The sequence below is a fragment of the Pseudomonas sp. R4-35-07 genome (genome assembly GCF_003852235.1).
GTDB lineage: Bacteria > Pseudomonadota > Gammaproteobacteria > Pseudomonadales > Pseudomonadaceae > Aquipseudomonas.
The window spans coordinates 1591621-1617006 of the sequence record NZ_CP027732.1 but is presented as its reverse complement, the minus strand read 5'-3'; the positions used below and the strand labels follow the sequence as shown (position 1 = coordinate 1617006).

Here is a 25386-nt window from a genome sequence, read left to right as displayed (position 1 = left end):
AGCAAGGAGGACTGCCCCATGAAACGTCGTTACAGCTGGCCGCTCTGGACCCTCGCCGGGCTGGTGCTGGTACTGGTTGCCGTGCACATCGCGCTGCCTTACCTGGTGCGCAACTACCTGAATGAAAGGCTCGCCAATATGGGCGACTACCGTGGCGAAATTGCCGATGTGGACCTGGCTTTATGGCGCGGCGCCTACCGGATCAACGGTCTGCAGATCGTCAAGGTGGACGGTAAGGTACCGGTGCCGTTCATCAAGGCGCCGCTCATCGAGTTCGCAGTAAGCTGGCATTCGCTGTGGTACGACCATGCGGTGGTGGCCGAAGGGCATTTCGTACGCCCCGAGGTCAATTTCGTCGACGGTGGCGCCAACAAGCAGGCCTCCCAGACCGGTAAAGGCACCGACTGGCAGGAACAACTGCGCAAGCTGCTGCCGATCACCCTCAACGAAGTGCGCATCGAAGACGGCAAGATCTCGTTTCATAACTTCAGCTCCACGCCCAAGGTCAACCTCAACGCCACCGGGGTCAACGCCAGTTTCTACAACCTGACCAACGTGGTGGACGTCAAAGGCAAGCGCGATGCGCGTTTCGAGGGCAAGGCGCTGTTGCAAGACCAGGCGCCCCTGGAAGCCAACGCCACCTTTGACCCGCTGAGCGATTTCGAAGAGTTCGAATTTCGCTTGCGCGCCCGCGACCTGCAACTCAAGCGCATGAATGACTTCGCCTCGGCCTATGGCAAGTTCGACTTCAAGGCCGGCACCGGCGACGTGGTGATCGAAGCCCAGGCCGAAAAAGGCCAACTGAGCGGTTATATCAAGCCGCTGCTGCGCGATGTCGAGGTGTTCGACTGGCAGCAGGACGTGGAAAACAAAGACAAGAACATCTTCCGCTCGATCTGGGAGGCTGTGGTTGGCGCCAGCGAGACGGTGTTGAAGAACCAGCGCAAAAACCAGTTCGCCACCCGCGTGGAGCTGAGCGGCAGCGTGCATCAACAAAACGTCAGTGCGTTTTCCGCGGTGATCGCGATTCTGCGCAACGGGTTCATCCAGGCGTTCAACGCGCGCTATGAACAACCCAAGCCCAGCGCCGATTAAAACTGTGGGAGGGGGCTTGCTCCCGATGGCGGTGTGTCAGTCTATACATCGGTGACTGAACCACTGCTATCGGGGGCAAGCCCCCTCCCACATTGACTGCGTTGACCGGACTGACGTGACCGGCCATTCAGAGACTGAATAGCCCGTCTGCGTTCACAGTCGCCGGGGCTGCGCGGTATAGTCGGGCATTGATGAATTCGAGGAATGACCGATGAAGTTCGAAGGCACCCAGGCCTATGTGGCTACCGATGACCTGAAACTGGCCGTCAACGCCGCCATCACCCTGAAGCGTCCGCTGCTGGTCAAGGGCGAACCGGGTACCGGCAAGACCATGCTCGCCGAGCAACTGGCCGAGTCCTTTGGCGCCAGATTGATCACCTGGCACATCAAGTCCACCACCAAGGCCCACCAGGGCCTCTACGAGTACGACGCGGTCAGCCGTCTGCGCGACTCGCAACTGGGTGTGGACAAGGTGCACGACGTGCGCAACTACCTGAAAAAGGGCAAGCTCTGGGAAGCCTTCGAGTCCGAGGAGCGGGTGATCCTACTGATCGACGAAATCGACAAGGCCGACATCGAGTTCCCCAACGACCTGTTGCAAGAGCTCGACAAGATGGAGTTCTACGTCTACGAAATCGACGAGACCATCAAGGCCAAGAAACGCCCGATCATCATCATTACCTCCAACAACGAAAAAGAGCTGCCGGACGCGTTCCTGCGCCGCTGCTTCTTCCATTACATCGCCTTCCCCGACCGCACCACCCTGCAAAAAATCGTCGACGTGCACTACCCGGACATCAAGAAAGACCTGGTCAGCGAAGCGCTGGACGTGTTCTTCGACGTGCGCAAGGTGCCCGGTTTGAAGAAAAAACCTTCCACCTCCGAGCTGGTGGACTGGCTCAAGCTGCTGATGGCCGACAATATCGGCGAAGCCGTGCTGCGCGAGCGCGACCCGACCAAGGCCATCCCGCCGCTGGCAGGCGCCTTGGTGAAGAACGAGCAGGACGTACAATTGCTGGAGCGTCTGGCGTTCATGAGCCGTCGCGGTAATCGCTGATGTTGCTCAACCTGTTCAATGAAATGCGGGCCGCCAAGGTACCGGTGTCGGTGCGCGAGCTGCTCGACCTGATCAACGCGCTGAAACAACGCGTGACCTTCGCCGACATGGACGAGTTCTACTACCTGGCGCGGGCGATCCTGGTCAAGGATGAACGGCATTTCGACAAGTTCGACCGGGCTTTCGGCGCCTACTTCAACGGCCTGGAAAAACTCGACGATCACCTGCAGGCGCTGATCCCCGAAGAGTGGCTGCGCAAGGAGTTCGAGCGCTCGCTGAGCGATGAAGAACGCGCGCAGATCCAGTCACTAGGCGGCCTCGACAAGCTGATCGAGGAATTCAAGAAACGCCTGGAAGAACAGAAAGAACGCCACGCGGGCGGCAACAAGTGGATCGGCACCGGCGGCACCAGCCCCTTCGGTTCCGGCGGCTACAACCCGGAAGGCATTCGCGTGGGTGACGCGGGCAAGCGTCAGGGCAAGGCGGTGAAGGTGTGGGACCAGCGCGAGTACAAGAATCTCGACGATCAGGTGGAACTCGGCACTCGCAACATCAAGATCGCCCTGCGCCGCCTGCGCAAGTTTGCCCGCCAGGGCGCGGCGGAAGAGCTGGACATCGATGGCACCATCGACCACACCGCGCGCGACGCCGGGCTGTTGAATATCCAGATGCGCCCCGAACGACGCAACACCATCAAGCTGTTGCTGCTGTTCGATATCGGCGGCTCGATGGACGCCCATGTGAAGATCTGCGAAGAGCTGTTCTCTGCCTGCAAGACCGAGTTCAAGCACCTGGAGTACTTCTACTTTCATAACTTCGTGTACGAGTCGGTGTGGAAGAACAACCAGCGCCGCACCTCGGAGCGCACCTCCACCCAGGACCTGCTGCACAAGTACGGCGCGGACTACAAAGTGATCTTTATCGGCGATGCGTCCATGGCGCCCTATGAAATTACCCAGGCCGGCGGCAGCGTCGAACACTGGAACGAGGAGCCTGGATATGTATGGATGCAACGGTTCATGGCCAAGTACAAGAAGCTGATCTGGATAAACCCGTATCCCAAGGATACCTGGGGTTATACGGCGTCGACGGGGATCGTGCGCGAGTTGGTGGAGGACCAGATGTACCCGCTGACGTTGCGCGGGTTGGAAGAAGGTATGCGTTTTCTCTCCAAGTGAATGAAGACCCAAGCCCTGTAGGAGATCAAATGTGGGAGGGGGCTTGCTCCCGATTGCAGTGTGTCAGTCAATACATCAGTGACTGAACCACCGCAATCGGGAGCAAGCCCCCTCCCACATTTTTTAGAATCGGCGCAGATATTCGATGTGCTGCCGATGCGCCGTTTCCTGCACTACCGGCGCCATGCGTACTTTCTCGCCCGGCAGACACTGCGCAAGGCGTGCCAAGGATAAAGGCGTCAGCGCACCCAACCGTGGATAACCGCCGATAGTCTGCCGATCATTGAGCAACACAATCGGCTGCCCATCCGGCGGCACCTGGATCGCGCCCAACGGAATGCCTTCGGAAATCAACGACGGCCCCTGATAGTGCAGCGGCGTGCCGAGCAAGCGCATGCCCATGCGGTCGGCGCGGCTGTCCAGCGCCCATTCGGTGTTGAACGCGTCGAATAAACTCTGCCCGCTGAACTGGCCTATTTGGGCGCCGACGATTACGTCCAGTGAGGCACCGGATTGCAAATCCGGGTTGGCCAGCACCTTCATCGCGCCCCCTGTACCGGAATAAGCCAAGCGCCCGCCTTCGACCAATGCCTTGCCCAAACCGTCGACGCCGCCCAGTTCCTCACGCACCACCGTTGCACAGCTGCCCAGCACCTGCAGCGCATCGAACCCGCCCGGCGCCGCCAGGTAAGCCCGTGCGCCCTTGAACGGCTGGGTAAAGCGCAAGCGCTGGCCTTTTTGCAGGATAAAACTGCGCCCTGGGCTGATGGCGCGCTCGTCGATAAAGGCGCCAAGGTCGGCACCGGCCAAGGCCAGCAGGCAGTAGTCCTCGGCCTGCACGGTAAAGCCGCCCAGGGTGATTTCCACCACGGGCGCATCCAGCGCATTGCCCAGCAGCCAATTGGCCCACGACATCGACACCCAATCCAGCGCACCGCCCTGGGTCACGCCCAGGTGGCGCACGCCGAAACGCCCGGCATCCTGCAACAGGCACAGCGGCGTGCTGGCTTCGATCAACAAGCGGCTCATGCCTGTGCCTCCAAGGGCGTGTCATCGCCGCCCAGATTGACGAACTCCGCGTGGCTGACCGCCTCGAAGCGCACCGTGTCGCCCGGCTGCATCAGGCTGTAGCCATCGCGCTCGCGGTCGAACAGTTTGGCCGGGGTGCGCCCGATCAGGTTCCAGCCACCAGGGGACACCACCGGATAGGCGGCGGTTTGCCGCTCGGCAATCCCCACGCTGCCGGCCGACACGCGTTTGCGCGGGGTGCTGAGGCGCGGTGTGGCGAGGACTTCATCCACCAGCCCCATAAAGGCAAAACCGGGGGCGAAACCGAGGGCGAACACTTGATAAAGGTGAGTGCTGTGGCGACGGATCACTTCAGCCACCGCAAGCCCACTGCGCTGCGCCAGCAAGGCCAGTTCCGGGCCGACGCTCAGGTCGTACCACACCGGCAGCACATGGCAGCGGCCGCCGCCCTGGGCCAGGGGCTGCAGGTCGGTCAGCGACTGGTCGATCAACGCCCGCGCCTCGGCCGGGGCCAGCGTGGCGAGGTCGTAATGCACCATCAAAGTGGTGTAGGACGGCACCAGGTCGACCAAGGCACCGCCGAACCCGCTGCGCAACCGCTGGGTGGCGGCGAGCATCCACGGCATGTTGGCTTCGGCAATCACATCGAACAGCCGCACCATCAGGCAGTCGATGGCCACCACTTCAATCCGTGGCTTCATGCTGGTTTCAACGCCTGGCGGATACGCTGCACCGCAGCCACCGAGCTGGCGTTATCACCGTGGACGCACAACGTGTGGGCCTGCAAGACCAAGGCGCTGCCATCGCTGGCGCTCAGGGCCTCACCTCGGGAAATAGTCACCGCCTGATTGACGATGGTCTCGGCATCATGGTGCACCGCGCCCGGCAATTGGCGGGAAACCAGATGGCCCTGGCTGTCATAGGCGCGGTCGGCGAAGGCTTCGAACCACAGTGTCACGCCGTATTCATCGCCCACGGCCTGGGCCGCGCTGTTGTCGCGCGTGGCCAGCAACATCAGTGGCAGGTCGCCGTAAGCGGCCACGGCCTGGATCACCGCGCGCAGCTGGGCGGGGTTGGCCATCATGTCGTTGTACATCGCGCCATGGGGTTTCACGTAACTGACGCGCCCCCCTTGTGCCCGGCAGATCCCATCCAGCGCACCGATCTGGTAGTGCAGCAGGTCCTGGATTTCCTGGGGCGTGTAGTTCATGGAGCGCCGGCCGAAGCCTTGCAGGTCCTGATAGGCCGGGTGTGCGCCCACTTGCACGGCGTGCTTGATCGCCAGGCTGACGGTCTTGCGCATGATGCTCGGGTCGCCGGCATGGAAGCCGCAGGCCACGTTGGCGCAATCGATGAACGGCATGACTTCAGCGTCCAGACCCATCGTCCAGTTGCCAAAGCTTTCGCCGATGTCGCAATTCAATAGCAGGCGGCTCACGGGGTCGCTCCTGTAGGCTTTGTTTTTTTGTAGTGTGGGATCTTTTACCAACATCTCGCAACGATGTTGTCCTGAACCCCAACGACGCTTATCGTGGAACGACTCGATTTTTGGCGCTGGCCCGGTGCGGCGTCCAACTAATAAAAACCGATCCAAGCATAAGAAAAAGTTGATCCCATGAATTTGAAGTTCCTCGAAACCTTCGTCTGGGTGGCCAAGCTCAAGAGTTTCCGGCTGACCGCCGAAAAGCTGTTCACCACCCAGGCGTCGATTTCCAGCCGCATTGCCGTGCTCGAAAGCGAGTTGGGGGTGAAGCTGTTCCTGCGCGATTCGCGTGGCGTAAGCCTGACCCCGGAAGGTTTGAAGGTGCTCGATTATGCCGAGCAGATGATGGTGACCATGCAGGGCTTGAAGCAGTCCCTGGAAACCACCAGCAGCAAGGTCGGACGGATTCGGATCGGCGCGATGGACACTGTCATCCACACCTGGCTCAGCCCGTTGGTCGCTGAGTTGATGAGCCTGTTCCCGCGGGTAGAAATCGAATTGGTCGCCGATACTGCATTGAACTTAAGCGATCAGCTGCAAAAAGGCTTCCTGGACCTGATCCTGCAAACTGACCTGTTGCGCCTGGAAAGCGTGCGCAGCCTGGAACTGGGCAGCCACCCTATGGCGTGGATCGTCGCCAGCCAGTCGATCTATAATCGCGACTACGCCTCCCTCGCCGAATTGGCCCAGGAACGTATCATCACCTACTCGAAAAACTCCTGCCCCCATCAGGATGTGTTGAGCTTGATGCAGGCCAACGGCGTGGCCGCGCCGCGCATGAATTGCGTCAACTCGGTATCGGCCATCACCCGTTTACTGCGCGATGGCTTTGGCATTGGCGCACTGCCGCCGGTGCTGGTCAGCGAAGAGCTGGCACGGGGGGAATTGGTGATGCTGCCGATGGCGCAGCAACTGCCGAACCTGCAGGTGGTGGTGTCGTGGCGGGTCGGAGTGGAATTGGTGGAGGAGATTGTGGGGTTGTGCCAGAAGGTCGTTGCTCGCTACGCCGAAGAGGTCGGCGAAGAGCGGATGGTGCTGAGCAACTGACTAAACCGGATACACATGTGGGAGGGGGCTTGCTCCCGATTGCGGTGGGTCAGCCAAACATAGGCTGACTGACACACCGCTATCGGGAGCAAGCCCCCTCCCACATTTTAGAGGCCCTTGAGATCCCGCTCTTCGATCGGCCGGCTCTGGCGCAGGCGCCGGCCGCCCAGCACCACCCAATCGATCAGGCGATACAGGCATTCGATACCGAACGACAACAGCATCGCCCCGCCCAGGCCCCAGCCCATGGCTTCGGGCGTGAGCAATATCTGGTAGCTGTAGCCATTCCAGGTTTCCAGGCGAATATCTGGATCGGCGGCCACCGCCACTTGCAGGGCGCGGATGTACCAGGGGCCTTGCATGGCCTGGAATTGCTTGTCCAACTCAAGCTGCCGGTCGAGCATCGCGCCCAGGCTGCTCGCGTCGCTCTGGAACACCGGATCGTCACTGGCACGGTAATGCGCCACCAAAGCTTGCATGTCACCGTTGAAGAACTGCTGCGCGGTGGACTCGAACCCGCGCAGGCCTGTCTGGGCCTCGATCAGGTGGGCTTCGACGCGCTTGGCGTAATCGTTGATGAAGCCCGGCACTTGCACACCGACCAACAAGCCAATGGCAAACAGCACCAACCGCAGATAACTGAGCAACATCGTCGATTCCTTATTCGGTAACGCCCTGGCTGACGCATTCACCGCGTCGCCACAGGCTCCATTGGCCCGGTTCGTAGCGGGTCCAGTTTTCGTTGTCGGTCAGAGGTTCGGTGGCGATCACCGTTACCACGTCATTGGGAGTGGTTTCGGCCTGGAAATCGACAATCACGTCGACATCTTTCAAGCGGGCCGGGCCAAACGGGGCGCGCCGGGTGATCTGCGCCAGCTTGGTCGAACAGTAGCAAAACAGCCAGTCGCCATCGCTGAGCAGGCAGTTGAACACGCCCTTGCTACGGTATTCGGCACAGGCGGCGATCAGGTCCGGCAGCATGTGCTCGATGTCCACCGGCTCGGGGAAGGCTTCGCGCACGCGGTTGAGCAGGTCGCAGAATGCCGCTTCGCTGTCGGTGTCGCCGACCGGTCGGTAGAAGGTGGCACGGGGGGTGAAATCGGCCAGTTGGCCATTGTGCGCAAAACACCAGTTGCGCCCCCACAGTTCGCGCACGAACGGGTGGGTATTGGCCAGGCTCACCTTGCCCACATTGGCCTGGCGGATATGGCCGATCACCACTTCGCTCTTGATGGGATAACGCTGCACCAGCAACGCGACTTCCGACTCGCTGCTCGCGGCCGGGTCCTGGAACAGGCGCAGGCCACGGCCTTCGTAGAAGGCGATGCCCCAACCGTCGCGGTGCGGGCCGGTACGCCCGCCCCGCTGCATCAGCCCGGTGAAACTGAACACGATATCGGTGGGGACGTTGGCACTCATGCCCAATAATTCACACATGCCAGGGCTCTCGCTGCAGGGCGGACAACGTTAAAGGCGCGGTTCGACCCGCATGCCACCGACGGGCGCCGGGCGATGGAACGGTTCGTCTTCTTCCGGCTCGGCGGCCAATGCGGCATCCGTGGCGGCCTTGCGCTCGCGGCGGGCGTTGGCGGCGCGCTCGATGGGCCAGCGAATCAGCACGAACACGATGTACAGCCCGAACACGATCATGGTGTACATGAACAGGTCGGAGATGGCGCGCCAGGCGTTATTGCCGACCTTGAGCACCAGGTCCAGGGCGGTGATCGCCACGGCCGGCGCGAACTGGGTCTTGATCGGGTCGACGATGGTGGGGCTGAGCAACAGCACCGCCATCAGTAACTGCAAAGGCTCACGCAGCCAGCGCCACATCCAGCGGGTCATGCGCCACCACACTAACAGGCAGCCCAAAGCGGCGAAGGCGTAAAGGCCCCAAGCGGTCAGATAGTCGTTCTCGGTCATGGTGTCCATGGCAAGGCTGGCAAAGAGGCGGCTATGATAACGGCTTTTGCGTGTCGCGGCTGCAATGCCGGCCACCGTCCGCCCGATAGAGAATTATCCATGCCTATTTCGACCGCACCGATTGCCCGCAAGGCCCCAGGCCCAGACCCGTACGCCTGGTTGCAGGAGCGTGACAGCCGCGACGTCCTCGATTACCTCAAGGCCGAAAACGCCTGGCAAGAGGCGCAGCTCGCCGACCAGCAGGCGCTGCGCGAGAGCCTGTTCGAAGAGATCAAGGGCCGTATCCTGGAAACCGACTTGTCCCTGCCCTCCCCCTGGGGTCCGTATCTGTACTACACCCGCACCACCGCCGGTGACGAATACGCGCGTCACTACCGCTGCCGCCGCCCGGCCGATGACAGCAACCAAGTGGATGAGCGCAGCGAAGAATTGCTGCTGGACCCGAACGAGCTGGCCAATGGCGGGTTTTTCTCCCTCGGCGCGTTCAGCATCAGCCCCGACCATCAGCGCCTGGCCTACAGCCTCGACACCAGTGGTGAAGAGATCTACACCCTGTTCGTGAAGGAGTTGGCTACCGACAAGGTCAGCGAACTGGCGTTCGACAATTGCGACGGCAGCATGATCTGGGCCAACGACAGCCTCACGCTGTTCTTTGGCGAACTGGACGACACCCATCGCCCGCACAAACTCTACCGCTACCGCCTGGACGGCACGGCGGCGCAGGAAGTGTTCCACGAACCCGACGGACGTTTCTTCCTGCATTGCTACCGTTCCAGCTCCGAGCGCCAGTTGCTGCTGGCCCTGGGCAGCAAGACCACCAGCGAAATCTGGGCACTGGACGCCGACCAGCCGCACCTGGGTTTCACCTGCCTGGCGCCACGGGTAGAAGACCATGAATACGATGTCGACCACGGCCAGTTGAACGGCCAGTGGACCTGGTTTATCCGCAGCAACCGCGACGGCATCAATTACGCGCTGTTCGTTGCCGCCGACACCGGCACGGTGCCCACCGAAGCCGACTGGCAGAACCTGATTCCCCACAGCGACGAGGTGATGCTGGACGGCATCAGCCTGAATGCCAGCGCCATGACCTTGAGCCTGCGCATCGGTGGCCTGCCAGTGATCGAAGTGCACCCCGAGGGCGTGCCGGCCTATCGCGTGGAATTGCCTGACGCGGCTTACAGCCTCTACGTACAGGACAGTCTGGAATTTATCAGCGACAAGGTCCGCCTGCGCTATGAAGCCCTGAACCGCCCGGCCCAGGTGCGCCAGTTGGAACTGGCCAGCGGCGCTCAACAAGTGCTCAAGCAAACCCCGGTACTCGGCGCATTCAATGCCGACGACTACGTCAGCCAGCGCCTGTGGGCCACGTCCGCCGACGGCACCCAGGTGCCGATCAGCCTGGTGGTCAAGCGTGACCAGCTCGGCAAGCCGACGCCGTTGTACCTGTATGGCTACGGCGCTTACGGCCAAAGCCTCGACCCGTGGTTCTCCCACGCACGCCTGAGCCTGCTCGACCGTGGCGTGGCGTTTGCCATCGCGCATGTGCGCGGCGGCGGCGAACTGGGTGAAGCCTGGTATCGCAACGGCAAGCAGGAACACAAGCAGAACACGTTCAGCGATTTCATCGCCTGCGCCGAACACCTCATCGCCCAGGGCCTGACTACCGCCAGGCAACTGGCGATCAGCGGCGGCAGCGCCGGCGGCCTGTTGATCGGTGCCGTGCTCAACCAGCGCCCGGAACTGTTCCAGGCGGCGATCGCCGAAGTGCCGTTTGTCGATGTGCTCAACACCATGCTCGACCCGGACCTGCCGCTGACCGTCACCGAATACGACGAATGGGGCAACCCGCAGCAGCCCGAAGTGTATGCGCGCATCAAGGCGTATGCGCCTTACGAAAACGTGCGGGCCCAGGCCTACCCGCACCTGCTGGTGATCGCCGGTTACAACGACAGCCGCGTGCAGTACTGGGAAGCGGCCAAGTGGGTGGCCAAATTGCGCGACACCAAGACCGACAACAACCTGCTGCTGCTCAAGACCGAGCTGGGTGCCGGTCACGGTGGCATGAGTGGCCGTTACCAGGGATTACGTGACGTAGCGCTCGAATACGCGTTTGTGTTCAAGGCGCTGGAACTGATTTAAGAACACTGTTTTAAGAACACTGTTTTAAGAACTTAGTGCAAGGCGGTCCCGTCTGAACACAGGACCGCCTACCGAATTGATGGACCAAGATTGCAGTTATGTCAGAACCCACCCTGCTCAATCAAGAAATCCGCGACATGCTGATGGACTGCGGCCTGTTCGACCCGCTGCTACCGGAAGATTTTCATATCGCCGCGGGCTACTTCAATATCAGCAGCATTGCCCAGGATGAGGTGATTTTCCTCGAGGGCGATGCCGGCACCTTCATGTGCATCCTCCACAGCGGCCAGGTGGCGGTGCAGAAAACCAACCACGCGGGCCAACGCCTGACCATTGCCACCCTGCGCAGCGGCCGGGCCTTTGGCGAAATGGCGGTACTCGACGGCGAACGGCGCTCGGCCAGCTGCATGGCGGCCACCGACTGTGTGCTGCTGAACCTGGGCAAGGACGCCCTGGAGAAAATGCTCAACGAAGCGCCCAGGGTAGCGGCCAAGATCATCCGCGCGATTGCCATCGCCCTGTCCAAGCGTTTGCGCATGGCTGACGGGCAATTACTGGCGCAACAGTTTTAACCGCCAGGCGTCTTCGGCTTGCTGTCGTTCTGCTGCAGGCCCGGCACGGTCTGGTCCTTGGGCGGCGCCGGCAGCACGATGGGTGCCAGGGGCGGCGAGCCGTTGGTCTTGGGCACGACGGGCGGCGTGACCTGCGGGTACAACGTGGGCGTTGGCGTGCCCGGCGCGCCGGGGGTGGGTGCGGGGGCGACCGGTACGGTTTGCGACTCCTGCGCCTGCGCCGCACCCAATGTGAGCGCGCCAAGCACAATGACCGTTAGAATGCTGCACTTCATCGATGGCTCCATGGCCTGACCGGAATGTCGTAAGGCTACTCCCAACCGCGCAAGAATGCCCTTCCCAATGAGATTTCCATGAAACGTTTCGTTCTGCTGGACACCACTCCGATCCCCGACAACGGCGGTGCCTTGTGCCTGTTCGAATACGGCGAGGATTTTGTCATCAAGATCCAGGGCGGTGACGGTGGCCAGTTGATGAACACGCGCATGCACGGCTCCGAAGACGCCCTGGCGGAAATTCCGTGCCGCAAGGTCGCCGGGCGTCCCGGCTCACGGGTGCTGATCGGCGGCCTGGGCATGGGGTTCACCCTCGCCTCGGCGCTCAAGCACTTGGGCAAGAGCGCCGAAGTGGTGGTGGCGGAATTGGTGCCGGGGGTGGTGGAGTGGAACCGTGGGCCGCTGGGCGAAAAGTCCGGCCGCCCTTTGCTTGACCCGCGCACGGTAATCCGCCTGGAAGACGTGGCCAAGGTGTTGCAGGCCGAGCCCCAGGGCTTTGATGCGATCATGCTCGACGTCGATAATGGCCCTGAAGGCCTCACGCAGAAGGCCAACAGCTGGCTGTATTCTGCCGGCGGCCTGGCCGCCTGCGCCAAGGCGCTGCGCCCCAAGGGCGTGCTGGCGGTGTGGTCAGCCAGCGCCGACAAACTGTTCAGCGACAAACTGCGCAAGGCCGGTTTCAAGGCCGAGGAAGTGCAGGTGTTTGCCCACGGCAACAAGGGCACGCGGCATACCATCTGGATTGCGGAAAAGCTCAAGGGCTAATTGCGCTGTGATTAGCTAGAATCAACCTGTCCGTGACCACCCAATAGCCAGGAGCCATGATGAGCTCGACCAATCCGCCCTCCCATACCGCCAAGCTGGACCGCATCCTCGCCGACGCCCAGCGCGACCGGGAAATGGGCTACCGCGACAAAGCCCTGAAAATGTACCCCCACGTGTGCGGCCGCTGCGCCCGTGAGTTTGCCGGCAAGCGCCTGAGTGAACTGACCGTGCACCACCGCAACCACAATCATGACGACAACCCCCAGGACGGCTCCAACTGGGAATTGCTCTGCCTGTACTGCCACGACAACGAGCATTCGCGCTATACCGACCAGCAGTACTTCGGCGAAGGCTCCACCAGCAGCCCGACGATTGCCAAGGCCACGCACAACCCGTTTGCGGCGTTGGCGGGGTTGATGAAGAAAGGCAGTTGAAAGCTACAAGCTGCAAGCTGCAAGAAAAAGCCGCCTGCTTTTACTTGCAGCTTGCAGCTTGCCGCTATAATGCTGCCTTTTTAAAGGCACCCCCGTGGGCAATAAACGCTACAGCTGCATCGGTCTGTACAACCCCAAATCCCCTGAAAACGTCGGCTCGGTGATGCGCGCCGCCGGCTGCTACGGCGTGGCTTCGGTGTTCTATACCGGCGTGCGTTACGAGCGCGCGCGGGACTTCATCACCGACACCAAGAAGGTTCACCACGACATTCCGCTGATCGGCATCGATGACCTGAAGAAGATCCTGCCCCTGGGCTGTATCCCCGTCGCCGTGGAACTGGTGGAAGGCGCCCGCCCGCTGCCCGAATACACCCACCCAGACCGCGCGCTGTATATCTTCGGCCCGGAAGACGGCTCGCTGGATAAAGACATTCGCGACTGGTGCGAAGACGTCGTCTATATTCCGACCACCGGCTGCATGAACCTTGCCGCCACCGTCAACGTGGTGCTCTACGACCGCCTGGCCAAGGGCAACAACACCCGCTCGGGCCCCAAGTACTGAAATATCGGGAACATCCGGCCCTCGAGAACAGTCAGCTACTTACACTTGCCTTTGTAGGAGACAGACCATGAGCGACAGCAAAACCCTGCGACCTTTCATCGAACATCAGCAGCCTGAAGCCCCGCGTACACAGAACGTGCACGGCTGGGAGCGCATCGGCTCAGTGGCCGGTGGCGTGATGATGGTAGGCAAAGGCCTGCGCCGTGGCGGGCTCTTCGGGCTGATCCAGGTGGCGATTGGTGGCGTGGCGCTGGCTCGGGGTTTCACCGGGCACAGTTCGCTCAAGGACAAGCTGGAGCAAGGCCGCCAGGAAATGAACAGCGTACGCACGAAGATCGAGCGCGCTGGCGCGGAGCTGCAGAACTTGAAAACCAAGGCTGAAGTGGCGGCTGAAAAGGCCGTTAAAACCACTGGCTGATCCCGGCTATAGATCTGCTGGAGATTCAAATGTGGGAGGGGGCTTGCTCCCGATAGCAGAGTGTCAGTCACCGCATCCAATGACTGAACCACCGCTATCGGGGGCAAGCCCCCTCCCACATTTTGCTTTGTGCAGGGCTGTGGCTCAGCGTAATAACTTGCTGTCGAGTACCACCGACGACTCACCAATGATGCGCTCGGCCAACTGCACGAACTCCGGTGTCGTAATGCTACCGGCCCGCATCACCGCCTGTGCCAGATCATCCAGCGAGCGCTTGTTATGGGTTTTCACGCGGATCTCTCGGTCCAGCTCCTGCAACACCACCACGGCCCGTGACACCGTCGCGCCGCTGACATGCTCACCACGCAGGCGCGTCACGTCCTTGCCCTCCTTCGCCAAGCGCGCCTGTATCGCTTGATACCGCTCATCGGTGATGCCCCCGGCGCGGCGTACCAGTTCAATGGCGTAGTAGCCGGCCAGGCCTTCGCTGATCCAGTCACTGCTGTCGTGGTCATTGAAGCGGGCGATGGCCTGCACCACTTCGCGGATCAACGGGCTGCTGCCGTCTTCGCTGACCAGCGGGGTGCGGCTATTGAGGTAGATCGAATCATGCGCCGAAACTGCGCCACGGCGCATCGGATCGCTGGCGCCCACCACCAGCAATTTGGCCGGGTGGCGCGGGAACGCGGCTTCCACCTGCGGCCACACGAAAGTCAGCAGCGTCAGCACATCCATACGCCGCATGCCCTGGCCCTTGGGCGAGGTCACGGTGACCTCGGTTTCCCCCAGGCGCATGCGGCGGCTGCCCAGGTTACCGGCGAGCATCCAGCCGGTGGGGCGGTCGAACAGGCGGGATACGTTGTCGATGCGGAACCGGTTCTTGCCGATACGCGGCCAAGCGGTCTCGACGCTTTTCCAACCCGGCGGCAGTTCGAACATCAGCCGCGCGACCAACTCCACCCCGTCCTGCTGGTCCAGCCGTGCGGCGGGCACCAGGTCATCGCCACGAAACAGCGCCCAGCCTGGCGTCATCCGCGTTTCATAGCTGCCCGGCTTGCGCGCGTGGGTGAGGCGTACGCGGTAGGTCAGGCTGGCCTTGTCGGCGCCGGGTTGCCAATGACCGCGATGACCAGTGACTTTCCATTGCCCATCGGCCTTGAAGTCGCTGTAGTCACCGTCCTGGCCCAGGTCAAAATCCAGGCTGCGCACGGCGGAACCCTGGGACAGGCTCACGCGCACCTCGGCCTGATCGCTCTGGGGCAGGAGTTTGACGTGGTAATCCAGGTCGACTTTCTTCGCGCACCACGCCGGCATGCTCAGCGCCAGCAACAGCGCAGAGGTCGCCAGCTTGAATCCCACCCTCATACACATTCCTCGTTCAACCTGCGCGGAAGATCAGGTAATCCTCCCAGTCGTCCTCTGGCACGCTGCCTTCGCTGAGCATGCGCCCGGACTGGGAAATGCGTTCCTGGTGCACGGCGTCGCGGTCGCCGCAGACCAGGTGGTGCCACAGCGGCAAATCCTTGCGCTCGCTGACCAGGCGATAGCCGCAGGTGGGCGGCAGCCATTTGAACTGGTCGGCCTGGCCGGGTGTGAGCTGGATGCAGTCGGGCACCGACGCGCGACGGTTGGGATAGTCGGTGCACTGGCAGGTTTTCAGGTCCAGCAGTTTGCAGGCGATGCGGGTGTAATAGACGCTGTTGTCGTCTTCATCCTCAAGCTTTTGCAGGCAGCACAGGCCACAGCCGTCGCACAACGACTCCCATTCCTCCTGGTCGAGGTGTTCGAGGGTTTTGCGTATCCAGAAAGGTTCGACTTTGGCGGCCATGGCTCTGCATCAGTATCGGTAGGTGAAAAGGCCGCCAGTCTAGTGCCCAAGCCCCCTGGGGCCAAGCGCTGTCGACTGGCGGTGTAACAACACTTGTCAGTCTAGTAGCGGCGCAGTAGTTTTGAGCGCCGAATCGACGATCAGGAACTGCTTATGACCCGTGTTGCCGACTACCCGATCCACCCCCAGTTTATCGACCGCTGGTCGCCGCGCGCCTTTACCGGCGAGAGCATTCCCCAGGAAACCCTGCTGAGCTTCTTCGAGGCGGCGCGTTGGGCCCCTTCGGCGTACAACTCGCAGCCATGGCGTTTTCTCTATGCCCGTCGTGACACGCCGGATTGGCAGCGTTTCCTGGGCCTGCTCAATGAATTCAACCAGGGCTGGGCGCAGCATGCGTCGGCGCTGGTGATCATCGCCTCGAAAACCGACTTCATCGCTCCCGGTGCCAAGGAAGAAACCCCGGCCTTGTGGCACACCTTCGACACCGGTGCCGCCTGGGGTCACCTGGCCCTGCAAGCCAGCCTGAGCGGCTGGCACACCCACGGCATGGCCGGCTTCGATCAGGAGCTGACCCGCAAAGAGCTGAAGATTCCAGAAGGGTATGCACTGCATGCCGCCGTGGCCATCGGCAAGCTGGGGGATAAATCGAGCCTGCCGGAGTACCTGCAAGGGCGTGAGGCGCCGAGCCCGCGCAAGCCGCTGAGCGAGCTTGTTTCGGAGGGTGATTTCAGTCTCTGAAATGTGGGAGGGGGCTTGCCCCCGATGGCGGAGTGTCAGCCGGCTAATGTACTGACTGGCCCACCGCTATCGGGGGCAAGCCCCCTCCCACATTTTTTGTACTGCTGTGGTTCAGTAGCCGCGCTCGAAATCCACTTCCCCGCGCAGTGCCTGTTTGGCCTGGTACGCACGCACGTTCTGCACGAACAGCTCCACCATCATCGACGGCGAGGTCGGCGCCGAGCTGTGCCCGGTCAACAATAAGCCCCACGCCGTCCAGAACGGGTGGCGCTGCGGCAGCGGTTCCTGGCGACATACATCGATCACCGCTCCAGCCAGGTGCCCTTCTTTCAGGGCTTCGACCAGATCGGCATCGACCACCGCCACGCCGCGCCCGACGTTGATAAACAGCCCGGTCGGCTTGAATTGCTTGAACAGGGCCGCGTCGTAAAGATCATGGGTTTCGGGGGTGTTGGGCAGCAGGTTGATCACATAATCCACCTCGCCCACCAGCCGGCCCAATTGTTCGAGCCCGGCGACTTCAATAAATGGCGCCTGCTCGCGGGTCTGGCTGGCGATGCCATACAGCTTGACGCCGAACGGCAGCAGGAACTGCGCCACGCTCTGGCCGATATCGCCAGTACCGACGAGCAGCACCTTGCGCCCCGCCAGGCTCTGGCCCAAGCGGTTGTCCCACTTGCGCTCGACCTGGCTGACCAACCGCGCCAGCACCTCACGTTCGTGGCCGAGCATGTACGTCAGGACGAATTCGGCCATGACCTGGCCAAAGATACCCACCGCGCGGGTCAGGCGATAATCACGCGGCAAGCCTTCAGCCAGCAGCGGCGTGATGCCGGCCCAGGTCGATTGCAGCCATTGCGGGTGATGGCCCTGGCGCAACAGCGTTGCCAGCAGGTCCGGCTGGCCCAGCCACACCGGGCAATCGGCGGCCAGGCGCGAGAGTTCGGCCGAGTTGCCGCTGGTCAGCACCTCAAGGTCGGGCGCGGCTTCGCGGAGCAATTGGGCGTAGAGCGGGTGATCCTGTTCAGCAATCAGAACACGCATGGTTCAAACCTTTCAAAAACAGTGCAGACGGCCGCCCGCATCCTTACGGCCACCGCCAACTCAATACGATTGCGTTGAAGAATGTGCCCGGCACCGGGCACCCACCGATCACATCGGGTCGTTGCGTCGCAGCAGCTCTTCGGGCAAGTGTTCGATGTACTCGTCCTCGGCCGGCGGCATTTGCAGGTGGTAGCCCTGCTTGTCGAGGTTTTCAAGGACCACGACGATGTCTTCGCGCGACAGCTTGCGCTGCGGTGTCAGCACCATGTCGAACGCGTGATGCGGCTTGCCAAAGGCAACCATCAACGGCTCCGGTACCCGCTCCAGGGCGTCACTCTTGAGGACGTAGAGGTACATGCCGTCTTTTTTCAAGCTGCGATAAATGGAGCAGATACGTTTCAAGGCTGTTCTCCGGCAGTGGCCAGGCTGTCGAGCAGCGCCTGGCCCATCAACTCGCGGCGCCAGCCACGCAGCGAGTCTGGCAATTGGTAAGGCCCATCGGGGTAGCCACTTTTAACCAGGGCTTCGAGGGTTTTCTTGCGCAGCATCAGTTCCGGCGCCATGTCCAGGCGTTCGGCTTCGGCCTGGCCCTGGGCGCGCAGTTGCTTGATCAGCGCGGCGGCGTCGACCGGCAGCGGTTCAGGCACGGCAGGCGGCCATTGGTCCATGGGCACGCTGCCCGCACGCTTGATCAGGTCGAGCAGGAACTGGCCGTCCTGACGCACGGTGCGCGGGTGCATGTCTTCGATCTTGCCCAGGGCGGCGAGGTTATCCGGCTGGGATTTGGCCAGGGGCCATAATGAGTGTTCACGGATGATGCGGTTGCGCGGCAGGTCACGGGCACGGGCTTGCTGTTCGCGCCAGGCGCACAGTTCACGCAGCACGGCGAGCTGGGCACGCGACAACTTCCACGCCAGCTTGGCGTCGCGGTACACCTCGTAGGGGTCGACTTCGCGACGCAGGTTGGCCACCAGTTCGGCGCCGTCCTCCAGCACCCAGGCGTACTTGTCATCCGACAGGCGCGGGCGCAGCCGGATATACACCTCGGCCAGGTGCACGGCATCTTCGGCGGCGTAGCTCACTTGGGTGTCGGACAAGGGCCGCTGCAGCCAGTCCGAGCGCGTCTCGCCCTTGGGCAGGTCGATATCGAGCACCGCCTGCACCAGGCGCGAGTAGCCCATGGAAAAACCCAGGTTCAGGTAAGCCGCAGCCAATTGGGTGTCGAACAACGGCGCCGGCAGGCTGCCCGTCAGGCGCAACAGCACTTCCAGGTCTTCGCTGCAGGCGTGTACCACCTTGATCACGCCTGGGTCTTCCAGCAAGGCGGCCAAGGGTTGCCAGTTGTCGATGGTCAGCGGATCGATCAGGTAAGCGCGCACGCCATCACCGATCTGGATCAGCCCGGCAATGGGATAGAAGGTGTCGACCCGCATGAATTCGGTGTCGAGGGCGACGAATGGCAACTGCTGCCATTCGGCGCAATGCTGGCCGAGGCTATCGTTGTCGCAGATCCAGTGAATATCGATGGCCACACGGCTCTCCCTTGAAGAATGGCGCGCAGTATATATCGCGAAAGGGGCTTGCGAGCATCCGCAGTGCACAGGCAACCATGAAAACTCAGACAGGAGACGGCGAATAATCCGACAGGCGGGAGTTATCCCCTCTTACGCAGGACGTAGACACACCAGAGCTTGGAGCCCGGCAGGAACTCCCGGTGGTTCAAAACCTTGAAGCCCGCCTGGCGGAACTCCTCCTCAACCGGCGTACGCGCGTCCACGGATACAATCACGGTATCGCGACTGACCCGGTGAAATTCGCGCAGCAACACCAGGCGCACCTCGGTGCTGGGCACATGGCGAAACAACTCCAGGCAGAAGATGCAATCCACCGCATTCGCTGAGAGGCCGATGGAAAACGCCGAGCCGGGGAATGTCTTGACGCGTTTGAGCAGCGCCGCCGGATGGTGGGTGCGGGCATGGTCGAGCATTTGCTGGGAGTTGTCCGACGCCAGGATCACCCGATTGACGTGCTCGCCCAGCACCGGCCAGAACCGCCCGGAGCCGCAGGCCAGGTCCAGGATCAACCCCGGCTCCCCGGCGACCTTCAACGCATGGCGCACCAACCGCGCATCGCGCCATGCGGCCAGGCGCTGCAACAGCCCGGGCGGACGAGTATCACCGCAGACCCTGGCATGCTCACGGTCATGGCGCTCGGTGAATTCGGTCTCGATGGAGGATGGAGGCTGTGACGACATCGCGGGCTCATGTGGCTATAACGGAAGTAGAACGACCTTGGTCCGCAGCTTAACCACTGCAACGTGAAAAAAAGGTCGAAAGCCCGCCGGGTCTTCCATTGATGATCCGGGACGCCGTTGCCATTGGGCTAAACCGGCGGCGCAGCTTGTCCACCAGCCCTGCGCTGTCAATAATGACCACCCGACCTGCCCCAAGGATTCGACCGCATGAAAGCACCTCTAGCCCTGTGTGTACTGGCGAGCATGGCAACCACCGCCTTGGCCGATACCAGCGCGTCTCGCCTGGATGAGGTCATCGAGCGTGGCACGCTGACGGTGTGCACCACCGGCGACTATATGCCCTACACCTCGCTGCGTGCCGATGGCCACTATCAAGGCATTGATATCACCATGGCCGAATCCCTGGCCAAGAGCCTCAACGCGACGATCACCTGGGTGCCGACCACCTGGAAAACCCTGATGCCGGATTTTCTGGCGCAACGCTGCGACATTGCCGTGGGCGGTATTTCGGTGTCGTTGGAACGCCAGAAAAAAGCCTTCTTCAGCCAGCCGCTGGGCGTCGACGGCAAGATCCCGCTGGTGCGCTGCGCCGACGTGCAGCGCTACCAGAGCGTCGAACAGATCAACCAGCCTCAGGTGCGGGTGATCGAGCCGGCGGGTGGCACCAACGAAGTGTTTGCCCGCACCCACCTGGGCCAGGCGCAGATACGCCTGCACGATAACGTGACGATTTTTGACGAACTGCTGGCGGGCAAGGCCGACGTGATGATCACCGACGCCAGCGAAGCGCGGTACCAGCAAAAGCAAAAACCGGGGCTCTGTGCGGTCAACCCCGAGCGGCAGATGCAGTACAGCCAGAAAGCCTTCCTGCTGCCGCGCGATGACGTGGCCTGGAAAAGCTACGTCGACCAATGGTTGCACCTGAGCGTGGCGACCGGGGTGTATGACGGCATCGTCAGTCAGTGGCTGGCGGCGCCTTGATCAGCTTGCGCCACGATTCCCTCGCCGACCGTCTACGCTCTTGTCATTCCAACAAAATCGAGGGATGGATAAATGAACACACTGTTGCGATTCACCTGGCTGTTGCTGTTGTGCTGTAGCCAGGTGCACGCCGCCACGGCCCAGGATGCGGAGGCCCAGGCGGCCAAGGCGCTGCTGGAAAAAGCCCTGGCGTACTACCAGAGCAACGGTGACAAGGCATTGGCCGCTTTCAGCCGCCAAGGTGAGTTCATCGACCAGGACCGCTACGTATTCGTGGTCGATACCAAAGGCGTGCTGCTGGCCAGTGGCGGCCCCTCTTCGGCCCTGATCGGTCGCGACGTGTCCGAGGTACTTGGGCCTGATCTGCAGGCTTCGTTCAAGCAAGCTATCAGCGCGCCCGAAGGCCAGGGTATCCAGCAGGCCGATTACCGCTGGGAGAACTGGAATGACGGCAAGGTCGAGCACAAGCACGTGTTTTACCAGCGCGTGGGCGAGCGCATCCTGGCGGTCGGCTATTACCTGCCACGGGCTACGCCGGAACAGGCACGGGCGCTGCGCAACAAAGCGGTGAACGCGCTGGTGAAGGATGAAGCGGGGACGCTCAAGGCGATCAACTCATTACAGGGTGGTTTCCTGCAGGACGATCTCTACGTGTTCGTGGTGGACCTGGATACGCGGCGCTATGTGGCCCATGGCACCACCCTGCGCTTGATCAATACGGATTTTGCCAAGGTCAAGGACCCGGATGGGAAGCCTGTGGGTGAGCCGATTCTTCAGCTGATGACTGAGCAGGATCAGGGGGAGTACAAATATCGGTGGAAGAATCCGGTGACGGGGAAGGTTGAGAATAAGCATGCTTATTTGCGTAAGGCGGGGCGTTTTATGGTGGCGGTGGGGTATTACAGTCCCTGACTGGGGGGCACGTTTTTTCGTGGCGGCCTCTGGGCCGACCAGGTGGTGGGGTTTATTGAGTACATATCCGTTATTCAGGTAACGGCGGCTTAGGGTTCCGCCCTTACGGCCAGCCCTTTCAAGGTCTTTTGATTTTAGCGGCCTTGAGCACCCGATCCGTCGACACATGGGCATTCGCGGCTTTGCCTTCCAGCCATTCCTTGGGTTTAGGCACCTTCGGCCCCCGCTTGCTCTTGACGACCGCTTTGGGCTGGATATTTCGAGCAAGTGCAAGCAGATATTGAGCCAGCCCCGCTGCGGGGATAGGGATGGATAAATATTCTGGCAAGGCTATTTGCATTCCCTCGTAACCGCTGCGTACCTGCACCGTCAGGTGAAAAATCGATGCTTCCCAATCGTCGTGCAGAGTTTGGCGATGAGCTTGTTCGACGCTGCGTTTGAGCACGGCCAGAACGTTGTAAGCCAGCACGGCCGATGCAAATCCCAACAGGGCTGCCTTAGGGTTGCCCAAGGTTTCGATTTCACTGTCCAACACCGCTTCCAGGCGCTGGAACATCCCTTCGATGCTCCAACGACGGCGGTACAAATCGGCGATTTGCTCAGCACTGATAGAGTCGGGCAAGTTGCTCCAGAACAGCAGCGTGGTGTCGCCGGATTCGGTGGGGTTTTGCAGGCTCAGTTCGACTCGCCGCCACTGGCGTCCACCTTTTACTTCGATGATTTGCTCACGCACGCTGCCTGCCGCGACCGCAACAGGCAGCTGCCAGTCGCTTTCCTTAAGCAGGCGTGGATGTTTGCTCTGTTCGCGAATGATGAACGAGGCCCCGGTATCTTCGCAGGCCTCCATGACTGGGAGCGTGCAGTAGAGTCGATCAGCCATCCACAGTTGCCCCGCGTTGGCCTTTTCCAGCAACGGCAGCACGCTGACGCGTTCGCTGGCATAGGCATCTTCACAAGGCTGAAGATCAACGACCTGGTCCAGATCGGGGTCGTAAACCACAACGGAAAAACCAGGCCGGGCGGCGCCTCGTTCACGGCGCAAAGCGCCCAGACGCTTTTCGCTGGAAGGCAGGTGGTTACCGTCAACGACCCGTAGTTGCCAACCAGGCAAAATGGCTGTGTGCCCCAGTTCTTTTATCGTCGGTGCCAAACGCTCTGCGCTACCGGTGACCAAGGCGCGCAGTAGCGCAGGCTCTGTACGACTGACCTTGTCATACAGCGCCGCCAAGCTGACAGGAAGATCTTCCATCTGTCGCGCGGCGGCATGCAGCGAAGGTCGCAAACCCAATGAAACAAGGGACATCAGTTCAACGATGGTTGAAAACAAAAGCTCTCGTGGGTACTGCCGCTGACGGTGCTCTTCGAACACCTGGTCGACCCATTCAGCAGGAACAGCCTGCTCCAATATCACTCTGGTCATGACACTGGCCGGTGCTTTTTTCTCAAACCGCGCTAGAACCTCTGCCCACATCGCTTTCGTCACCCTGATCGGAGTTTTGCGGGATTTTATCAAAGACCTTGAAAGGGCTGGCCCTTACGGCGGGTCACTTTGGAAAAGCCCCAAAGTAACCAAAGGGCTCTTGCCCCACCACTCGGCACCTCGCTCACGCTCGGTGTGCCCGTAATCCGACAGTGATTTGGGGGGCCGCCGCCACGCGCCATCCATGGCGCGGGGCGGCTAAACCGGCGTCCTGCCGGTTTACCCCCCAAATCCCTATCGAATTCCGGCCAGCGTGGTTTAACGGGGCGCTTAAGATCAAAATCAAAATCAAAAGCAAAAGCGAGGCGGCCTTCGAGCCGACCTAATCATTGAAGCGTGCGCGGTGTCGCTTCTACTTCCTCAGACGCTGACGAAGTCAGCAATCTTTTGATCTGGCTCTTGCTCTTGCTTTGGATCTTGATCTCAGTCGCCCCGTTAACCACGCTGGCCGAACGCAGGCTTGAATCCGTGGGTAACCCGGCAGGACGCCGGGTTAGCCGCCCTGCGCCATGGATGGCGCATGGCGGCGGCCCACGGATTCAAGCCGGAGTGAGGGCACACCGAGCCCAAGCGAGGTGCCGAGTGGTGGGGCGAGGACCTTTTGGTTACTTTTGGGTCCTTCCAAAAGTGACCCGCTGTTGAACTGCCCCCCGAATGTTGGACATCTGACCCCACGGGAGGGTGTTCCATGACGAAATACAACCTAGCACTCAAGCAATCACTGATTGAAGAGTGCCTGTCTGCCAGTAGCGTTCATGAGGTGGCCCTCAAGCATGGCTTGAGTCCATCGCTGCTGCGGCGCTGGGTCAAGGGTTTTGAAAAGCACGGCGCCTCTGGCTTGATTGCCAAGTACAGCCATTACGATGCCCAGTTTAAATTGAAGGTTTTGCAGTGCATCGAACAAGACGGACTGTCGGACCAACAGGCCTGTATACGGTTTGATATCCGTGGTCCAAGTAGTATCAGGCAGTGGCGAAAGCTGTACGATGAAGGCGGTGTAAGAGCACTACAACCGCATCGTCTTAAAGAGCCCAGCATGCCCCGCAAACCTTCCAGGCAACCCAAAGCAAGTCCTGCTCTTCCTGCGGACGCAGAACTGACCCCTAAACAAATGCTCGCAGAACTGGCCTATCTGCGCGCGGAGAATGCCTATCTAAAAAAGCTCGATGCCTTAATCCAAGCGGATCCCCGTACTGCGCAGCTAAAAAAACGCAGGTCGTCCAAGGATTGAGGCATGAGCATCCACTTGCTCTGTTGCTACGTGCTGCGGGACTTGCACGCAGCACCTTCTATTACCAAAGCAAAACACTGCTAACCGACAAGCATGCCGACCTTAAAGATCGCATCCGCAGCGTCTATCACGGGCATAAGGGGCGTTACGGCTACCGCCGCATTACCGTGACCCTTGGAAACAGTGGTGAGTTGATCAATCACAAGAAGGTGCACCGGCTGATGCAGATGATGGGCCTCAAGTCGCTGGTCAAAGTGAAGAAATATCGTTCTTACCGAGGTGCTGAAGGGCTTGTTGCGCCCGATCTGCTAAAGCGAGAATTCAAGGCAGAAGCCCCTAACCAGAAATGGACAACCGACGTGACGGAGTTCAAGGTGAACGGGCAAAAGCTGTTTCTCTCGCCTCTCATGGATTTGTACAACGGCGAGATCCTGGCTTACCAGATCAACCGACGTCCCGAATTCAGTATGGTTTCGATGATGCTGGAAAAAGCCTTCGGGCGACTGAGTCGAGATGAAAAACCAATACTGCACTCTGACCAGGGTTGGCAGTACAGACAGCCTACCTACCGACACATGCTGGCCGAAAAGGGCATCGAGCAGAGCATGTCTCGCAAGGGTAATTGCTTGGACAATGCCGCCATGGAAAGCTTTTTCGGCACGCTCAAGAGCGAGTTTTTCTATCTGGAATCATTTGAGAGTGTGGAGCAGCTGGCATCAGGCATAGAGGATTACATCGCCTACTACAACCAAGACCGCATAAGCCTCAGACTGAATGGCTTGAGTCCGGTACAGTTTCGGACCCAGGCACTAAATCAATAGCGTCTCCCGTCCAACTTTTGGGGGGCAGTTCATGTAAGAGCGGAACCATAAGCCGCCGTTACCTAAATAACGGATATGTACTCAGTCACCCCCAACGACCTGGTCGGCCCAGAGGCCGCC

The 25386-nt window shown here is 60.9% G+C and carries 28 protein-coding genes; 14 read left to right on the top strand and 14 right to left on the bottom strand.

Translation table 11 applies throughout. The annotated features are described in order from the left end of the window. Positions 1-18 precede the first annotated feature (18 nt). From C4J89_RS07400 to C4J89_RS07390, 3 genes are all read left to right on the top strand, one after another. Positions 19-1095 (top strand): DUF748 domain-containing protein, encoded by a 1077-nt coding sequence (locus tag C4J89_RS07400; RefSeq protein ID WP_124361780.1) that lies wholly within the window; start codon positions 19-21, stop codon positions 1093-1095. Between the two features lie 211 nt (positions 1096-1306). Next, the gene (locus C4J89_RS07395) at positions 1307-2152 is read left to right on the top strand and encodes a MoxR family ATPase (RefSeq protein ID WP_124414114.1); all 846 of its coding nucleotides are present in this window, start codon (positions 1307-1309) and stop codon (positions 2150-2152) included. After that, the gene (locus tag C4J89_RS07390; RefSeq protein ID WP_032892863.1) at positions 2152-3330 is read left to right on the top strand and encodes a VWA domain-containing protein; all 1179 of its coding nucleotides are present in this window, start codon (positions 2152-2154) and stop codon (positions 3328-3330) included. The genes C4J89_RS07395 and C4J89_RS07390 overlap by 1 nt, the downstream gene beginning before the upstream one ends. A gap of 123 nt (positions 3331-3453) precedes the next feature. Here the strand turns inward: C4J89_RS07390 and C4J89_RS07385 are convergent, their stop codons facing one another. From C4J89_RS07385 to C4J89_RS07375, 3 genes are read right to left on the bottom strand one after another with little or no spacing between them, the layout of a single operon-like run. Further along, the gene (locus tag C4J89_RS07385; protein ID WP_124414113.1) at positions 3454-4359 is read right to left on the bottom strand and encodes a biotin-dependent carboxyltransferase family protein; all 906 of its coding nucleotides are present in this window, start codon (positions 4357-4359) and stop codon (positions 3454-3456) included. Continuing rightward, the gene (pxpB, locus tag C4J89_RS07380) at positions 4356-5060 is read right to left on the bottom strand and encodes a 5-oxoprolinase subunit PxpB (protein ID WP_124414112.1); all 705 of its coding nucleotides are present in this window, start codon (positions 5058-5060) and stop codon (positions 4356-4358) included. The genes C4J89_RS07385 and pxpB overlap by 4 nt, the downstream gene beginning before the upstream one ends. Continuing rightward, on the bottom strand, positions 5057-5797 hold the full coding sequence (locus tag C4J89_RS07375; protein ID WP_124414111.1) for a 5-oxoprolinase subunit PxpA: 741 nt from the start codon (positions 5795-5797) through the stop codon (positions 5057-5059). The genes pxpB and C4J89_RS07375 overlap by 4 nt, the downstream gene beginning before the upstream one ends. Positions 5798-5974: 177 nt before the next feature. Between C4J89_RS07375 and C4J89_RS07370 the strand changes: the two genes are divergently transcribed. Next, a complete protein-coding gene (locus tag C4J89_RS07370; protein ID WP_124361775.1) occupies positions 5975-6889 on the top strand; it encodes a LysR family transcriptional regulator in 915 nt (304 codons plus the stop codon). A 107-nt stretch (positions 6890-6996) separates the two neighbouring features. Here C4J89_RS07370 and C4J89_RS07365 read toward each other — a convergent pair whose 3' ends face one another. From C4J89_RS07365 to C4J89_RS07355, 3 genes are read right to left on the bottom strand one after another with little or no spacing between them, the layout of a single operon-like run. Continuing rightward, entirely contained in the window at positions 6997-7539 is a 543-nt protein-coding gene (locus C4J89_RS07365; protein ID WP_005786113.1) for a DUF2937 family protein, read from the bottom strand. A 10-nt stretch (positions 7540-7549) separates the two neighbouring features. After that, positions 7550-8326 (bottom strand): class II glutamine amidotransferase, encoded by a 777-nt coding sequence (locus tag C4J89_RS07360; protein ID WP_124361774.1) that lies wholly within the window; start codon positions 8324-8326, stop codon positions 7550-7552. A 30-nt stretch (positions 8327-8356) separates the two neighbouring features. Further along, positions 8357-8884, bottom strand: coding sequence for an MFS transporter (locus C4J89_RS07355; protein WP_124361773.1), 528 nt, complete (start codon positions 8882-8884; stop codon positions 8357-8359). Between the two features lie 24 nt (positions 8885-8908). Here C4J89_RS07355 and C4J89_RS07350 point away from each other — a divergent pair, with 24 nt between their 5' ends. After that, positions 8909-10951, top strand: coding sequence for a S9 family peptidase (locus tag C4J89_RS07350; protein ID WP_124414110.1), 2043 nt, complete (start codon positions 8909-8911; stop codon positions 10949-10951). 98 nt (positions 10952-11049) lie between these two features. Next, positions 11050-11523 (top strand): cyclic nucleotide-binding domain-containing protein, encoded by a 474-nt coding sequence (locus C4J89_RS07345; protein WP_124361771.1) that lies wholly within the window; start codon positions 11050-11052, stop codon positions 11521-11523. On the opposite strand, the gene C4J89_RS07340 is transcribed toward C4J89_RS07345, so the two are convergent. Next, the gene (locus C4J89_RS07340) at positions 11520-11798 is read right to left on the bottom strand and encodes a hypothetical protein (protein WP_124414109.1); all 279 of its coding nucleotides are present in this window, start codon (positions 11796-11798) and stop codon (positions 11520-11522) included. The two genes, C4J89_RS07345 and C4J89_RS07340, sit on opposite strands and share 4 nt — an antisense overlap. Positions 11799-11876: 78 nt before the next feature. On the opposite strand from C4J89_RS07340, the gene C4J89_RS07335 reads away from it, so the two are divergent. The 4 genes from C4J89_RS07335 to C4J89_RS07320 all read left to right on the top strand — a co-directional run bounded on the left by C4J89_RS07335 (position 11877) and on the right by C4J89_RS07320 (position 13977). Continuing rightward, entirely contained in the window at positions 11877-12563 is a 687-nt protein-coding gene (locus C4J89_RS07335) for a spermidine synthase (protein ID WP_058419598.1), read from the top strand. A 59-nt stretch (positions 12564-12622) separates the two neighbouring features. Further along, a complete protein-coding gene (locus C4J89_RS07330) occupies positions 12623-12997 on the top strand; it encodes a YajD family HNH nuclease (protein WP_124361769.1) in 375 nt (124 codons plus the stop codon). 94 nt (positions 12998-13091) lie between these two features. Further along, a complete protein-coding gene (locus tag C4J89_RS07325) occupies positions 13092-13559 on the top strand; it encodes an RNA methyltransferase (protein WP_053136646.1) in 468 nt (155 codons plus the stop codon). Positions 13560-13626: 67 nt separating this feature from the next. Beyond that, positions 13627-13977, top strand: coding sequence for a DUF2892 domain-containing protein (locus tag C4J89_RS07320; protein WP_124361767.1), 351 nt, complete (start codon positions 13627-13629; stop codon positions 13975-13977). A gap of 144 nt (positions 13978-14121) precedes the next feature. On the opposite strand, the gene C4J89_RS07315 is transcribed toward C4J89_RS07320, so the two are convergent. Further along, positions 14122-15342, bottom strand: a complete 1221-nt coding sequence (locus C4J89_RS07315) for a hypothetical protein (protein WP_124414108.1) — start codon at positions 15340-15342, stop codon at positions 14122-14124. Positions 15343-15355: 13 nt separating this feature from the next. Next, complete coding sequence (locus tag C4J89_RS07310; RefSeq protein ID WP_049709459.1) at positions 15356-15805, bottom strand: YcgN family cysteine cluster protein; 450 nt, start codon at positions 15803-15805, stop codon at positions 15356-15358. A 153-nt stretch (positions 15806-15958) separates the two neighbouring features. Here C4J89_RS07310 and C4J89_RS07305 point away from each other — a divergent pair, with 153 nt between their 5' ends. After that, positions 15959-16543, top strand: a complete 585-nt coding sequence (locus C4J89_RS07305; RefSeq protein ID WP_124361765.1) for a nitroreductase family protein — start codon at positions 15959-15961, stop codon at positions 16541-16543. A gap of 111 nt (positions 16544-16654) precedes the next feature. Here the strand turns inward: C4J89_RS07305 and C4J89_RS07300 are convergent, their stop codons facing one another. The 4 genes from C4J89_RS07300 to C4J89_RS07285 all read right to left on the bottom strand — a co-directional run bounded on the left by C4J89_RS07300 (position 16655) and on the right by C4J89_RS07285 (position 19841). After that, complete coding sequence (locus C4J89_RS07300; RefSeq protein ID WP_124414107.1) at positions 16655-17587, bottom strand: D-2-hydroxyacid dehydrogenase; 933 nt, start codon at positions 17585-17587, stop codon at positions 16655-16657. A 108-nt stretch (positions 17588-17695) separates the two neighbouring features. Beyond that, positions 17696-17989, bottom strand: a complete 294-nt coding sequence (locus tag C4J89_RS07295) for a YcgL domain-containing protein (protein ID WP_124361763.1) — start codon at positions 17987-17989, stop codon at positions 17696-17698. Then, complete coding sequence (rnd, locus tag C4J89_RS07290) at positions 17986-19119, bottom strand: ribonuclease D (protein ID WP_124414106.1); 1134 nt, start codon at positions 19117-19119, stop codon at positions 17986-17988. The genes C4J89_RS07295 and rnd overlap by 4 nt, the downstream gene beginning before the upstream one ends. 122 nt (positions 19120-19241) lie before the next feature. Next, complete coding sequence (locus tag C4J89_RS07285; protein ID WP_124361761.1) at positions 19242-19841, bottom strand: class I SAM-dependent methyltransferase; 600 nt, start codon at positions 19839-19841, stop codon at positions 19242-19244. 207 nt (positions 19842-20048) lie between these two features. Between C4J89_RS07285 and C4J89_RS07280 the strand changes: the two genes are divergently transcribed. Next, positions 20049-20822 (top strand): transporter substrate-binding domain-containing protein, encoded by a 774-nt coding sequence (locus C4J89_RS07280; protein ID WP_124414105.1) that lies wholly within the window; start codon positions 20049-20051, stop codon positions 20820-20822. Between the two features lie 72 nt (positions 20823-20894). Next, positions 20895-21734, top strand: coding sequence for a cache domain-containing protein (locus tag C4J89_RS07275; protein WP_124414104.1), 840 nt, complete (start codon positions 20895-20897; stop codon positions 21732-21734). Positions 21735-21852: 118 nt separating this feature from the next. Here the strand turns inward: C4J89_RS07275 and C4J89_RS07270 are convergent, their stop codons facing one another. Further along, positions 21853-23154, bottom strand: coding sequence for an IS4 family transposase (locus C4J89_RS07270; RefSeq protein WP_124416006.1), 1302 nt, complete (start codon positions 23152-23154; stop codon positions 21853-21855). A gap of 748 nt (positions 23155-23902) precedes the next feature. Between C4J89_RS07270 and C4J89_RS07260 the strand changes: the two genes are divergently transcribed. Next, a protein-coding gene (locus tag C4J89_RS07260) for an IS3 family transposase (protein WP_124414103.1) occupies positions 23903-25266 on the top strand; the annotation gives its coding sequence in 2 pieces (ribosomal slippage) (positions 23903-24368 and positions 24368-25266; 1365 coding nt in all). Positions 25267-25386: the final 120 nt, after the last annotated feature.